Here is a 12,406-nt window from a genome sequence, read left to right on the forward strand (position 1 = left end):
CAAGGTGGTGTTCATGCGGCACTTCTTCGGGCTGCTCCTGGGCGTTGTCGTCGCGGCGGCTCTTCTCGTCGGTGGTGGATGGGCGTCTCAGGAGGCGGTGCGAGGGGCCGTGCAGAACGTGGACCCGGTGAGGGACACCCGGATGCTGATCGCCCTGGGCGTGATGGTCGTCGTGGGCCTGTTACTCGGGCTCGTGCTGGTCACCCGGGTGTCGCCGCTGTCGACGTTCGTCCCGTCGATGGCGCTGCTGGCGTGGACCGTGGTCTATCTCCTCGACGTGTCGCGCGCCGCGAGCCTGGTGCCCACCGGGCCCTCCGTGCACGCGGAGCTGCTGCAGGCCGGCCGGGGTGCGCTCACCCTTCTCTCGACCGGCGTGTACGCCCTGCTCGGCATCGCGTTGTTCCTCCCGGTGCTCATGCCGTCCCGCTGGTCTCGCCCCGAACGGGACGACGAGGAGGAGTACGAGGAGACCCTCGGCTACTGAGGTAGAGATCGGCCACCACGTCCTCGATGGACGTCCGGCCGGGGACCAGCGCCCGCAGGCCGTCGAGCGTGCCGTCGAAGGCCAGGCTGCCGTGGTCGATCAGCAGCACCCGTCGGCACAGCCGCTCCACGTCGCCGAGGTCGTGCGTGGTCAGCAGCACCGTCGTCCCGTGTTCCGCGTTGCGGCGCCGCAGGAAGTCGCGCACCTCCGCCTTGCTGACGACGTCGAGCCCGATCGTCGGCTCGTCGAGCACCAGCACGGCGGGGTCGTGCAGCAGGGCGGCGGCGATGTCGCCGCGCATCCGCTGGCCGAGGCTCAGCTGACGCACCGGCGTCGTGAGGAAGCCGCCGAGATCCAGCAGGACGCAGAGCTCGTCGAGCCGGTCGCGGAACACCTTGCGATCTACTTTGTAAAGTAGCCGGTTCAGTTCCAGGCTGTCCCTCAACGGCAGATCCCACCACAGCGTGGTCCGCTGGCCGAAGACGACCCCGATCCTGCGGGCGAGGGCCGTACGGCGCCGGGCCGGGTCGAGGCCGTCCACCCTGATCCGGCCCGAGGTGGGGGCGAGGATTCCGGTCAGCATCTTGATCGTGGTGGACTTTCCCGCGCCGTTCGGGCCGAGGCAGGCGACGAACTCCCCGGGCGCGACGTGGAAGGACAGGTCCCGTACGGCGTGCACGACCTGGCGGCGTACGCGGAAGACCCGGCCGAGTTCAGCCGCGTCGATCATTGGTCCACCTCGATCATCTGGTCAGCTCCCCGTCGATCGGTAGCGGCGGACTCCCGCCCGCCAGGCGAGCGCGGCGACGGCGGCCAGCGCGAGCGCGGCGGCGGGGGACAGCAGGCCCGTCCAGGACGGCAGGCCGAGCGGGTCGGGCCGGTCGAGCACGTACAGCCCGGGCCGCCAGTTGACGAACGCCAGCGGCAGCACGTACGTGAGGCCCATCACGATTCGGGGGTCGTAGACGCTCAGCGGATACTGGTTGAGCATCGCTCCCCCATAGGTGAACGCGTTGGCCACCTCGGGCGCGTCGGTGAGCAGGAACTGCAGCGCGCCGCCGAGGGTGAACATCGACGTGAAGATCACGCTGCCCGAGACGACCATGACGGGCACCATCCAGGCCCTGCCGAGCGGTATGTCCAGCCGGGCCAGGGCGACGCAGAGCACCGCCGCCGCCATGACGATCCGGCCGATCCGGTGCGGCCCGAAACGGTCGGCGGCCACCTGCGCCCAGGTGGCGGCCGGCCGGACCAGCATCACGTCGAGGGTCCCGGCCCTGATGTGCTGACTGACCCGGTCGACGTTGCCGAACAGTGTGTCGGAGATCGCGAAGGCCAGTTCCGACGTGCCGTACAGGAACATGACCTCGGCCGGTCCGAAGCCGGCCAGGGAGTCGGTGTTCGCGAAGATCACCCAGATCACGGCGATGTCGAGGCCGCCGATCACGAAGGCGCCCGCCGTCATGAGCGCGAACGAGACGCGATACTGCGCGGCGGCGCGGGTCCAGGCCCAGGCGAGCAGTGCGTACGTCCTGATCACCGGCGCTCACCCACCCTGGATCACGACCTTCCTGCGGGCGGCCCGCGTCAGCAGCGCCCCCAGCGCCAGCAGGACCACCGCCCACAGCGCCTGGAAGGCCAGGGCGTGCGCCGGTTCGGCCGTGCCGAGGTAGACGTCGGAGGGCGCCTGCACCATCGCCGCCCACGGCAGGGCGCGGGCGAGTGAGCCGAACCATCCGGGAAAGATCGTCAGAGGCAGCATGAGCCCGCTGAAGAACGTCGTGAGCACCAGCGAGAGCGTGGCGAGACCACGGTCGTCCATGACCCAGCAGGACGCCAGCGCGACCAGGTAGCGCCACCCGAAACTCACCACCACCCCGAGCGTCACGCTCGCCAGGAACGCGGCCGGGGCGCGCGGGGCGACGATGCCGAACAGTGCCGCGCCCGCGAGGGCGGGCGGGATGCTCCGGGCGAGGAAGAGGAACGCCGCCCGGCCCAGGTCCTCCGACAGGCACCACAGTTGCAGGGGCGCCGGGCGGACCAGGTCGAGCGCGACGTCGCCGCTGCGGATCCGCTGCGGCAGGTCGAGCCCGACGCCGAACAACTGCATCGGGCCGATGCACGCCTGGGTGAGAAAGCAGAAGGTCACGGCGTCCGCGACGGCGTACCCACCGAGGCCCGGGCGGGCCTGCCACAGCGCGATCAGCACGTACGCGCGCAGCACCCCGAAGACGGTGTTGGTGAACGCCCCGGCCAGGGCCGCCGCCCAGTAGGCGGCGTGCCTCCGGAAGCCGTACCAGGCCAGCCGGGGATAGAGGGGAAGCGCCGCGCCGCTCGTCAAACTCGCCTCCACGCCGCGCCGTTTGCCGAAATTTTACCGGGCGTCCGCGATCCCGGTGGACTGGCGGCCTGGGCGTGGGGCAGCGGAGTGTTTTCGGATCTCCGCATGGGAAAGCCATGACCTGCGGGTGTTACCGTGTCGTAACATCGTCGTGAGGAGGATGAAACTTACCGACCGGTAGAACTGATTGCCTAACTGGGAACATCCCTTTTAGGAGGCTTGCATGACACATGAGCTGAATGTGGATGTTCGTCCGGAATATCCAGTCAGTTGGCAGGCGGCCGCCGTCAACGGCGTCCTCCGTGGCACCATGAAACCGATCTCGGCCCTGCTGGTCCGCAACAACCCGGGGATGGCGGTGGCCAGCCGGCTGATGTGCCTCGGTGAGCGCGTTCCCGGCATCCTGCCCGGCCATGTGTCCGTCATCCCGGACGGCTTCGGCTCGTGCACCGGAGAGTGGGTGCACGGCGGGCCGTACCTGGACGAGCGGAAGGTGGTGCTCTACTTCCACGGCGGAGCCTACTTCGTCTGCTCCCCGGCCACCCACCGCCCGATCACCTGGCGGCTGTCGGCCGCCGCGGGCAGCCCGGTCTTCTCTCTCGACTACCGCCAGGGGCCAGTCCACTCACTCGCCGAGTCGCTGGCCGACGCGCTCGAGGCGTACGAGTCCCTGCTCGACCTCGGGTACGCCGCCAAGGACATCCTGCTGGCAGGAGACTCCGCCGGGGGTCACCTCACCCTGGCGACTCTGCTGGCCCTGCGCGACCGGGACATGCCCCTGCCCGCCGCCGGTGTATGCGTCTCCCCCTGGACCGACCTCAGCGAGAGCCGCCGCCGCGTCAACGTATGGTCCGACCCCATGCTCCCCGCGAGCCGCGTCGACTGGCTGGCCCGCCGCTGGACCGACGGCCTCGACTGCCGCGACCCCCTCGTGTCCCCCGTCTACGGCGACTACACCGGCATCCCCCCGTTGATGATCGTCACGGGCTCCACCGAGGTCCTGCGCGACGAGGCCCGCCGCGTCGCCCTCAGCGCCCGGGAGAACGGCGTGCAGGTGACCTACGAGGAGTGGACCCGCATGCCGCACATCTTCCCCCTCCTCGCCGACGTCCTCCCCGAAGGCCGCCTGTTCTTCGAGCACGTCTCCCGCTTCCTCGGCGCCGTCCGCGACCACCACGCCACCACCACCGCCGAGGCCGCCTGACCGACCAGGGATCAGGGGCTCCAGTGGCCGTACAGGTACGCGTGCCGTTGACGTCCGGAAGGCCGTCGTAGTCATTCCGGGTTGTCCGAGCCGTGCCCGTTCCCCGATGATCAGTACGTCGGGTGAGGCGCGCCGAAGGGCAACGATGAAGGCATTGCTTGTTTTCCTGTGCGTCGCCGCGGTGAGCGCGTTCGGCGCGGTCCTCCTGTTGTTACGAAGCTCGGCGGACAGTGGCCGGGTGCCCGTCGCCTCGGGCTCCAGCGTCACGGCGGTGGCCTCACCCGTGACCCCGAAGAGCGTGCCGACCCGGAAGAGCGTGCTGCTCGATGCCGAAGGCGCCGTCATCGAGGAGTTCTCCGGCGACTGCGCGGGCAGCGCGCACCCCTACCTCTGCCGGTACGTCAGCGAGCGGCTTCTCGCCGAGGACCCGCGGCTGCTCACCCGTGACGGCCTGACGATCCGTACGACGATCGACCAGCGGCTCCAGCGGGCGGCCCAGCAGGCCGTCGACGCGTACGTCGATCGCGACGACCCACAGCTCGCCACCCAGGTGATGATCGCGCCGGGCGAAGGCGTCATCAGGGCCATGGCCGCCAGCCACGACGCCGGCGACGGGCCCGCCTTCCAGCAGGGCACGACGTCGATGCCCTACACCCTGGCAGCCGCACTCGCCGCCGGCCTGCGGTACGGCGACGGCTTCGCCGTCTCGGACGAGTACCAGGCCCAGGGCTACGCGACGCTCAAGAACTGCGCGGGCCAGGGCGCCGCCGAACCGACTGTCGTCATCCACAATCGGGAGAAGGGCGGGAAACGGTTCGTCACCCTGCGGTCGGGCACCCGCGGCGCGGTCAACACCTTCTACCTGCGCCTGCAGGAGAAGGTCGGCCTGTGCGAGACCGTCAGCATGGCCAAAGGGCTCGGGCTCAGGAGCGCCGACGGAAAACCGCTCCGGGAGATAGAGCCGTTCACGTTGGGTCTCACCGACGCCGATCCCGTCTCGGTGGCCAATTCCTACGCGAGCCTCGCCGCCCGTGGCCGATTCTGCGAGCCGATGGTGATCACGGAGATCCGTGACGGCTCGGGCACCACGCGCTCCTTCCCGCCGCAGTGCCGGCAGGTCCTGGACCCGGTAGTCGCCGACGCGGTCACCGGAGTGCTGTCGGATGTCCTGGCGAACAGCAGGCTCAAGGGCATCGGCCGCGAGGCGGCGGGTATGCCCGGCGAGGGCGACCAGCACCGCTCCGCCTGGTACGCCGGTTACACCCCCGACCTGGCCTCGGCCGTCAGCCTCGGCGACCCTCGCGGCGCTATTCGGTATCCCCTGGTCGACGTCACCATGGGCGGCCACCGCTATCGGCAGGTGGACGGTACGTCGGTTCCCGGCCTGATCTGGAAACAGGCGATGACCGAGGCGGCGCGGGGGACCCGGGAGACCCGCTTCACCCGCCCGGACATGCGGCGCTTCGGCGGCTGCCACGACGCCTGCCCGAACTGACCGCCTGGCTTTTCAGGATCTGTAGCAGTCGGGTTGCGGCGTGGGTGAGAGGGATGGCTTCCTGCTCGATCCGGCGGAACGGGGTGGAGCCTGCGGTTGCGATGGTGTTGTACGCGAGGCTCTCGGCTTCGGTGAGGTGCGGGAGGTTCGCCGGTGACGGCTTGATGGGGCGGCCTGCCTTGTCGTGGTTGACGCCGTGCTCGGAGTAGTGGTGCAGGTCGGTGGCGTCCATGAGGATGGAGGTGACGGGCTTCGGCGGCGCGCCGTCGGGGGTGGGTTCGGCCAGTGTGGCGCGGAACTGGTCGAGGATCGTGTAGCCGTCCGCGTCGATGTCGCCCCAGTAGACGACATGGTCCGCCGCGCGGATCCACGGCACGTTCGCGAGCAGGGAAGCTGCGGCCTTGCCGCCGCCCTCGACCACGATCGTGTCCTTGACCGGCGGGAACCAGAGGCGGGAGTCGCGGTTCTCGACCACGAGGACCACGCGTGGGCGGTAGGCGATGTCGTGCACGTCACCGGTGGTCCAGGCGTCGTGCCTGCGGCGGCCGGACGCAGTGTGGTCAGGGTCGACGTAGGTCAGGTGCATGACGGTCAGCCGGGGCCGGACTTCCCCTCTTACATCGCGTCCGGCGACGTCGCGCAGTAGTGCGCCGTGTGTGTCGAGCCATTTGGTGTGCATGCCGGGGACCGGGAGTTGCCGCAGGGTCCAGGTGCCGGCGTCGGGGTGCCGGCGTAGCCAGGTCACGGCACTGACCAGAACCTCCATGTCGACGGCCGGAAGACGGCAGACAGCCCGGAGCGTGGCCGGGGTGAGGATCGCTCCGGCGGACCGCAGCGCCGACGCGAGCGCACGGGCACGGTCGATGTCCACGGCCAGAGGTTCGGCACCGGTACGGGTGTCGGCCATGAGCGAGACGGCGCCGTCCAGGTCCGCGATGAGTGTGGCGGGGAAGTCGCCGGTGACTCCTCGGATGGTGACCGCCTTGCGGACGAGTTCCACACCGGTGGGGAGCCGGCCGGCGAACTCGCGCCACTGCATGTGCCACTCGTGCCAGGCGGCGTGCCCGAGCCGCTCGACGGCCTTGCCCGTCGACACGCCGGGGCGTAGTGGAACGGAGAACATGACCTGGTCGCCGACACCGAGGCCGGCGCACACGGCTTCCGCCCATTTCTGGACGATCTTGCGGCGGACGGCCACGACGGCGTCCTTCGGGGTGACGAGTACGCTCATGCGTCCGGAACACCGACCAGAGGTTTCGCCCAGGACCGGCCTTGGGAGTTCTTGAGAATCAGATACTCCGCGTCCACATGCGGCTCGATCGCGCTGTGCTTGTCGTTGGGGGCGCCGATGATGAGCTGAAAGCCGAGACCACGCCACGCGCCGATGGCCCGGCCGGTGAAGTGCGCGTCCGCCTTGATCAGCGCCTCGTCGAGGAAGACGGGGGCGTAGCGGGGGCGGTCGGCACCCGCGTCGCCCAGTTGGTACCGCAGTGCGGCCCCGACGATGAACGCGACCAGTTCCTGCGATTCGCCGCCGGACTTCTCGCCGATGTGGTCGTACACGGCGACGTGTCCACCCTCGAGATCGCGTTTCTCGGCACTGATCCGGACATGGTTGCGCACGTCGACGAGGTCGGCGAAGTCGGGCGCGGTGCGTCGGATGCGGTCGATCACCTTGGCCATCCGGTGATAGGCGCGTTCCCGGTCCTCGTCCGTCGCCGCCTGGTCGATGAAGGCGCGTACTTCCCGCAGTTCCTTGCGGAACCGGGCACGCACCGTGGAGTGGCTCTCCTGCGGGTCGATGCGCAGCCGGTGCTTGTCGTCGGCGAACGGCAGTTCGGCGAGGATGCGGTTGACCGGGTCGATCCGGTCGCGGATCTCCCGGACAGCGGCGGCGAGCTCGCTGTCCAGGCCGGTCAGGTCGTTGCCGGACAGTTTGAGCAGACTGTCCCGCCACTCGATCTCCAGTTCGTGCAGCCCGCTGGTCTCCAGGTCGGTGAGCAGGCGATCGAAGTCGCGGTACGAGTTGTCCGCGTCGATGCCGAGGTTCGGGTTCGGCCAGCGCTCGACGAACGTCGAGAACGTGTCGAGCAGCGCCTTCTTCGACCTGCCGATCGTCTCCGCCGCGGACTGCCTGTCGGCGCGGAGCCGCTCGGTGGCCCGTTTCACCGCCGCGTCGAACTCCGCGAGCGCCCCCGCCGGGGCGGTGCCGTCCGGGTCGCTGTCGAACAGTGCCTCCAGGTAGGCCCGATGCTCCTGACTGACATCGGCGCCTGTCTCCGCGGCCGTGTCGAGTGCCTGCTGTGCGCGGTCCACCTCGTCGACGGTCTCCTGCCAGGACCCACCGAGTGTCCTTACGTTGTCCTTCTGCCGGCCGACGCGTTCGGTCAGTTCCCTGACCCGCTCCTTGAGCTCGTCCAACTGGCCCTGCAGCTGGTCGATCTTCGGGTTGCCGGCGCGGACCTCCTCGACGACACGGTTCCAGCGGTCCCGTTCCGCTGTGACGGAGTCGACGTCCACCTGGTCCCAGGACAACTCGGTCAGGGTCTGGTAGGCCATGCGTCTGGTTTCGACCGAGTTGAGGCCCTCCTCCGCCTTCGCCACCCAGGCGACAGCATCGTCACGGCGTTCCCGCGCAAGGCTCATCCGGTTCTCAAGGTCGGCGAGCAACCTGGTGTTGGTGAAACCGAGCAGGTTGGCGCGGCCGTGGCCGCCGTGCGCACCCCGGCCCCTTTCCGACGTCTGGCCAGTGATCGTGAGTGCCTTGGGGTACTGCCCCAGCAGCCTCGGCGTCTCGACGCAGACGAAGTCGAACCGCCGGGCGAGCTCGCTCTTGAGCCAGGGGGTGAACGGCGACGGCCGGAAGTCGAGCCGGCCGGGGAGCGTTCTGTCGTCCAGCCCCACCTCGTCGCGCAGGCCGGTACGCACCCCTTCGAAATGGATACGCCGTGCGGTCGGCACCGCGTTGATCGCCTCGCGGAACGAGTTCAGCCGGCCGATGTCGATCAGCATCCGCGTGGCGAACCCGCCGAGCGCCAGGTTGAACGCCTCGCGCCACGGCTCGAACTCCGTCCGCACCTCGATCAGCTCGCCGACGAACGGCACGTCGTCCGGGCTGAGCCCGGCCGCCTCGGCCAGCGCCGCGCGCGCCTCATGCAGCTCGGTCGGGATGTTGCCCCGCCGGTTCTTGACCGCCTTGTGCTCGGCGAGCAACCCGGCCAGCTCGCGGTCGGCGTCCTTCTTCTCCGCCATCGCCTCGGCGAACTCGTTCTGGACGGCCCTCCTGGCGTCGGTGTCGGCCAGGGACCGGCGCGCCGTCTCGACCAGTGCGGCGAAGTCCTCCCCGGTCGACACGCCGGCGCCGATCGTGGCGAGAGTCCGGTCCAGCCGCTCCCGCGAGCGTTCGACATCGGCCAGTCGCTGCTCCACGCCGCGGATCTCACGGAGTGCGGTGTCCAGACGGTCACCACCGGACGCACGAAGCGTGTCAGCCACCCCATCACGCTGTATTTCGGTCGTCTTGACCAGGGCGGTGGTCTCCGACAGTTCCTCCTCGGCTCGGCGGCGCCGATCGGCCAGGTCCTTCTCGGCGGCGCGCAGCAGGTCGAGCCGGCGTTCATGACGCCACAACGCGGCAGGGGACGACGTGTCGGTGAACGATCCGACCTCGTCGATGAGGCGCGACCGGTCCAGTGCCTCGTCGATGGTGCGCCGGTGCTCGCGGATCGGGGTCAGCGCCTTCACCTGCTGGCGTGCGGTGATCATCCTGGTCCGGGTGCCGGACAGCTCGTCGAACTGCTGCACCACCGCGTCCGCCGTGGCCAGTGTGGACGGCTCCTCAAGGACCATCGTCTTGTACAGGGCGTCGACGGTGGTGATCTGCTGACCGGCCTGGATCCGGCCCAGCAGCGCGACCGCCTTGTGCCCGTCGCCCGCGGCGCCGATGCCGAGCGCGGTGTGGAGACGCGCGGTGAAATCACGGTCGGTCTCGCACCACTTCAAGCCGGTCGCCTCGACCTCGGTACGGGCGAGCTTCTTGTTCGCCGGGCCTTCCAGCGTGCGCAGATCGTACGAGTGGTCACAGGTGGCGCGCACCGGGACGACTTCGTCGAGGCTGCGGGCGGCTGACGGGACGTACCAGGCCCGGAGCGCGGTGAACACGGCGCCGGTGCGGTCGGCCCACGTCATCGCGATGGCGGACCAGGTGTCGCGGCCGTCCCCACGCAGCACCCTCGACTTGGTCTCGCCGTCGCTCCGGGACTCGTCGAGCTTGCCGCGCGCGTAGGAGAGGATGTTGCGCTGGTCCTTCCCCCGTGGCCTGCCGACGACACCGCCGTTGGACGCCCCGTTGAAGGGAGTCGTGTGCGGCATGAGCAACGCGATGTAGGAATCCATCAGCGTCGACTTGCCGGATCCGGAACCACCGCTGAGCAGGGTGGCGCCGGGTGCGAGCCGCAGGTGGTGATATCCGTCGTAGCCGCCCCAGTTGACCAGTTGCAGGTCGCGCGCCACCCACTGCTGACCGCGTGACGCCGCAGGGATCAACCCGAACAGCGTGTCGATCATGCTCACGTCGTGGCCTCGTTCCGTTCGCGCAACCACTGCTCCAGTTCGGCGAGCTTCGCGGTGCTCAGCACGACCTCCACCATCGGGGTGATCCGGTACCGGCCCGCGGAATCCTCCGTGAGCAGACCTTCGGTGACGAGCCGTTGCACCGCGGTGCGGACCTCCTGCTGGCCGCGGGCCACATTGTGGTCCTTCGGATCGAAGTAGGTCAGCACGGTCTGCTCCAGCTCCTCGATGTCCACCCGTGCGGACGCCTCACCCGTGCCGCGTTCCCGTTGGAAGACGGTCCGCAGGTGCACCAGCACCAGGGTCTCGGCCCGGGTGTAGGGGTCGTCCTTGAGCAGGATCGGCACGTCCAGCTCCACCGAGCGCACCTGCTGCTTGTAGGCGACACCCCGGTCGTGGTCGACCACGAGACGGACGAACAGGTCGTGCATCCGCGACTCGATGATCTGCTGGTTCTCCAGCAGCGTGCGCCACTGCGCGGAGTTCTTCTCCGCCAGCAGGAACTTGCGCCGCAACAGCTGGACCAGCACCCGCCGCACGTCCGCGTCCAGGGTGCCCGCGTCGCCGGCGAACAACTCGGCCGGATCGTCCTCCATCGAGATCGGTTCGATGAACCCGGCCCGCGTGTCCGCCGGCCAGCCGTCGTCGGCGCCGTCCGGCTCACTCATCGCCACCGCTCCTGTCCGCGCTCGCCGGGTTCGCCGCCACCACACCGCCAAGAGCGAACCGTCGCCGGGTCCGGTCGGGCCGGACCGTGTCGACCACCGCGACCTCGGCCGTCTCGGTCATCCCGGCGTCATGGGCGATCTCCAGCAGGCCGAGGAGGTCGACCGGACGCCGGATGTCCTCGGCCGCCGCGCGGAACGCGGCCACGACGTCCACGCTCTCCGCGCCGCCCGCGAACGCCGCCAGGTGCGCGCGCAACTCGGCGTACCGTGGGCCGCCCCATGCCCGGGTGTCCGCGGCCGGCATGTCCTCACCCTCGTCCCATTCCCGCAGCGGCGCGGGCGGCTGTGGTGGCCGCAGGTCGCTCATCCGCTGCCGCAGGTGCCCGACGTCGGCGACCGGCAGGCGGCGGAGCGGCTCGACGGCCTCGCCGCGTCGTGAACCGGGAACCCATTTGTGGAGACCGGACATCACGTCCCTCAGGAGTTCGTCCACCTGCCGATCCCGCAGCGGATCGTGGTTGCGTACCTGTGTGGTGATCACATGGGATGCCTGCCGCTGCGCGGTCAGCACCTCCTTGACACCCTGCTCGATCCGGCGCGAGATCTCGGTGAGCTCCCGCCGTTGCTGCTCCGGCAGCAGATCTGTGAACCGGTGCCGCAGCACCGTGCGCAGCCGGCTCCACAGGTCGTCGATCTGCGCCGGGTCGCCGATCAGACGCAACGCCCCCGCGAACGCACGGCCTTCCGGTGTCGCGTCCAGGATCCGCTGACCGCGGGCCAGGTACTCGCGAAGCACCTCACCGGTCGGCCGCACGTCGTGCCGCAACTCCGCGACGACGTCGCGCTGGATGGCTTTGATCGACTCCGCGACACGGGCGAAGTCCGCGGGCAGTTCCCGCGCCAGGTGCAGCACGTTCTCGGCCGCCTCAAGCAGTTGCTCGTCCTCGACGGTCTCGACGACGCCACCCTGTTCGAGCCGGGTCAGCTCCTTCTGGCGATGCTGGATCTCCTCGTGGAGTCGCGTTATCCGGGCCATCACGTCCGGGTCGGCGTCCTGCGCGAGCCGCTCGATCGCGTCCAGCAGCGTCCTGACCCGGGACTCCGACACCCGGGTCCGCACTCCGCCGACCCGCCCGGCGACCTCGAGCGCACCGACGCCGTACGCGGACAGCCGGTACACCTCGACGTCGTCATCGGACACCTGCCGCACCAACCAGCCGGCCTGCACCCACTGCCGGCACAGGTCCCGTGCGTTCCCGGCGGGCAGCGGCTGGTTGTCCTCGTCGCCGTAGCCCGCGGCCCGCAACTGGTCAAGAGCGTCGTTGATCTCCGCGTGCGCGTCCGCCACCGCCACCCTCGGCCGCTCCGCGGTGAAGACCATCGCCAGCACCGTCACGACGAACGGCGCGTGCGTCTGGTGGAGCAGGGCGAGCATCGGATTCTGGAACGCCCGGAGCGCGCCCTGGTAAGCGCCTTCTACACCTCGTGTACCCATCGCCATGTAGCGTACGACCGGGGTACGACACAGGGCGCCTGTGCCGAGATGTGGTGAGTGCCCCGGCAGGATGCCGGTCCGTCCAGCCAGGCGAGAATCTGGTCGATCATGGCCCGGGATCACACCCGAGCCGGTGGCGGTCTGTGT

The 12,406-nt window shown here is 69.8% G+C and carries 10 protein-coding genes; 3 read left to right on the forward strand and 7 right to left on the reverse strand.

The features are described 5' to 3' along the window. Positions 1–13 precede the first annotated feature (13 nt). Positions 14–484 carry a hypothetical protein gene (locus Mam01_RS24355; RefSeq protein WP_150934971.1) on the forward strand — a complete coding sequence of 157 codons (471 nt, stop codon included), beginning with the start codon at positions 14–16 and terminating at the stop codon, positions 482–484. Here Mam01_RS24355 and Mam01_RS24360 read toward each other — a convergent pair. The 3 genes from Mam01_RS24360 to Mam01_RS24370 are packed head-to-tail and all read right to left on the reverse strand — an operon-like array spanning position 414 to position 2,825. Then, positions 414–1,214, reverse strand: a complete 801-nt coding sequence (locus tag Mam01_RS24360) for an ABC transporter ATP-binding protein (RefSeq protein WP_204287525.1) — start codon at positions 1,212–1,214, stop codon at positions 414–416. The two genes, Mam01_RS24355 and Mam01_RS24360, sit on opposite strands and share 71 nt — an antisense overlap. 21 nt (positions 1,215–1,235) lie before the next feature. Beyond that, positions 1,236–2,024, reverse strand: a complete 789-nt coding sequence (locus Mam01_RS24365; RefSeq protein ID WP_204287526.1) for an ABC transporter permease — start codon at positions 2,022–2,024, stop codon at positions 1,236–1,238. A gap of 6 nt (positions 2,025–2,030) precedes the next feature. Further along, the gene (locus Mam01_RS24370) at positions 2,031–2,825 is read right to left on the reverse strand and encodes an ABC transporter permease (protein WP_204287527.1); all 795 of its coding nucleotides are present in this window, start codon (positions 2,823–2,825) and stop codon (positions 2,031–2,033) included. Positions 2,826–3,135: 310 nt separating this feature from the next. Here Mam01_RS24370 and Mam01_RS24375 point away from each other — a divergent pair, with 310 nt between their 5' ends. After that, the gene (locus tag Mam01_RS24375; RefSeq protein ID WP_239101568.1) at positions 3,136–4,029 is read left to right on the forward strand and encodes an alpha/beta hydrolase; all 894 of its coding nucleotides are present in this window, start codon (positions 3,136–3,138) and stop codon (positions 4,027–4,029) included. A gap of 145 nt (positions 4,030–4,174) precedes the next feature. Continuing rightward, a complete protein-coding gene (locus Mam01_RS24380; RefSeq protein ID WP_204287529.1) occupies positions 4,175–5,524 on the forward strand; it encodes a penicillin-binding protein in 1,350 nt (449 codons plus the stop codon). Here the strand turns inward: Mam01_RS24380 and Mam01_RS24385 are convergent. Genes Mam01_RS24385 through Mam01_RS24400 form a run of 4 tightly spaced genes read right to left on the reverse strand, consistent with a single transcriptional unit; the run spans position 5,469 to position 12,259 of the window. Continuing rightward, the gene (locus tag Mam01_RS24385) at positions 5,469–6,755 is read right to left on the reverse strand and encodes a DUF3322 and DUF2220 domain-containing protein (RefSeq protein ID WP_204287530.1); all 1,287 of its coding nucleotides are present in this window, start codon (positions 6,753–6,755) and stop codon (positions 5,469–5,471) included. The genes Mam01_RS24380 and Mam01_RS24385 overlap by 56 nt on opposite strands. Continuing rightward, positions 6,752–10,090 (reverse strand): ATP-binding protein, encoded by a 3,339-nt coding sequence (locus Mam01_RS24390; RefSeq protein ID WP_239101577.1) that lies wholly within the window; start codon positions 10,088–10,090, stop codon positions 6,752–6,754. The genes Mam01_RS24385 and Mam01_RS24390 overlap by 4 nt, the downstream gene beginning before the upstream one ends. Before the next feature lie 2 nt (positions 10,091–10,092). Further along, positions 10,093–10,764: a DUF4194 domain-containing protein gene (locus Mam01_RS24395; RefSeq protein WP_204287532.1), complete on the reverse strand. Its 672-nt coding sequence runs from the start codon at positions 10,762–10,764 to the stop codon at positions 10,093–10,095. Then, the gene (locus Mam01_RS24400; protein ID WP_204287533.1) at positions 10,757–12,259 is read right to left on the reverse strand and encodes a DUF3375 domain-containing protein; all 1,503 of its coding nucleotides are present in this window, start codon (positions 12,257–12,259) and stop codon (positions 10,757–10,759) included. Before Mam01_RS24400 ends, Mam01_RS24395 begins: the two co-directional genes overlap by 8 nt. Positions 12,260–12,406 lie beyond the last annotated feature (147 nt).

Source organism: Microbispora amethystogenes (assembly GCF_016863015.1).
Lineage (GTDB): Bacteria > Actinomycetota > Actinomycetes > Streptosporangiales > Streptosporangiaceae > Microbispora > Microbispora amethystogenes.

Excerpts from the sequence above, each read along its gene's own strand:
- Mam01_RS24355 (WP_150934971.1), top strand. The coding sequence starts at position 14 with ATGCGGCACTTCTTCGGGCTGCTCCTGGGCGTTGTCGTCGCGGCGGCT.
- Mam01_RS24360 (WP_204287525.1), bottom strand. The coding sequence starts at position 1,214 with ATGATCGACGCGGCTGAACTCGGCCGGGTCTTCCGCGTACGCCGCCAG.
- Mam01_RS24375 (WP_239101568.1), top strand. The coding sequence starts at position 3,136 with ATGAAACCGATCTCGGCCCTGCTGGTCCGCAACAACCCGGGGATGGCG.
- Mam01_RS24380 (WP_204287529.1), top strand. The coding sequence starts at position 4,175 with ATGAAGGCATTGCTTGTTTTCCTGTGCGTCGCCGCGGTGAGCGCGTTC.
- Mam01_RS24385 (WP_204287530.1), bottom strand. The coding sequence starts at position 6,755 with ATGAGCGTACTCGTCACCCCGAAGGACGCCGTCGTGGCCGTCCGCCGC.
- Mam01_RS24390 (WP_239101577.1), bottom strand. The coding sequence starts at position 10,090 with ATGATCGACACGCTGTTCGGGTTGATCCCTGCGGCGTCACGCGGTCAG.
- Mam01_RS24395 (WP_204287532.1), bottom strand. The coding sequence starts at position 10,764 with ATGAGTGAGCCGGACGGCGCCGACGACGGCTGGCCGGCGGACACGCGG.
- Mam01_RS24400 (WP_204287533.1), bottom strand. The coding sequence starts at position 12,259 with ATGGGTACACGAGGTGTAGAAGGCGCTTACCAGGGCGCGCTCCGGGCG.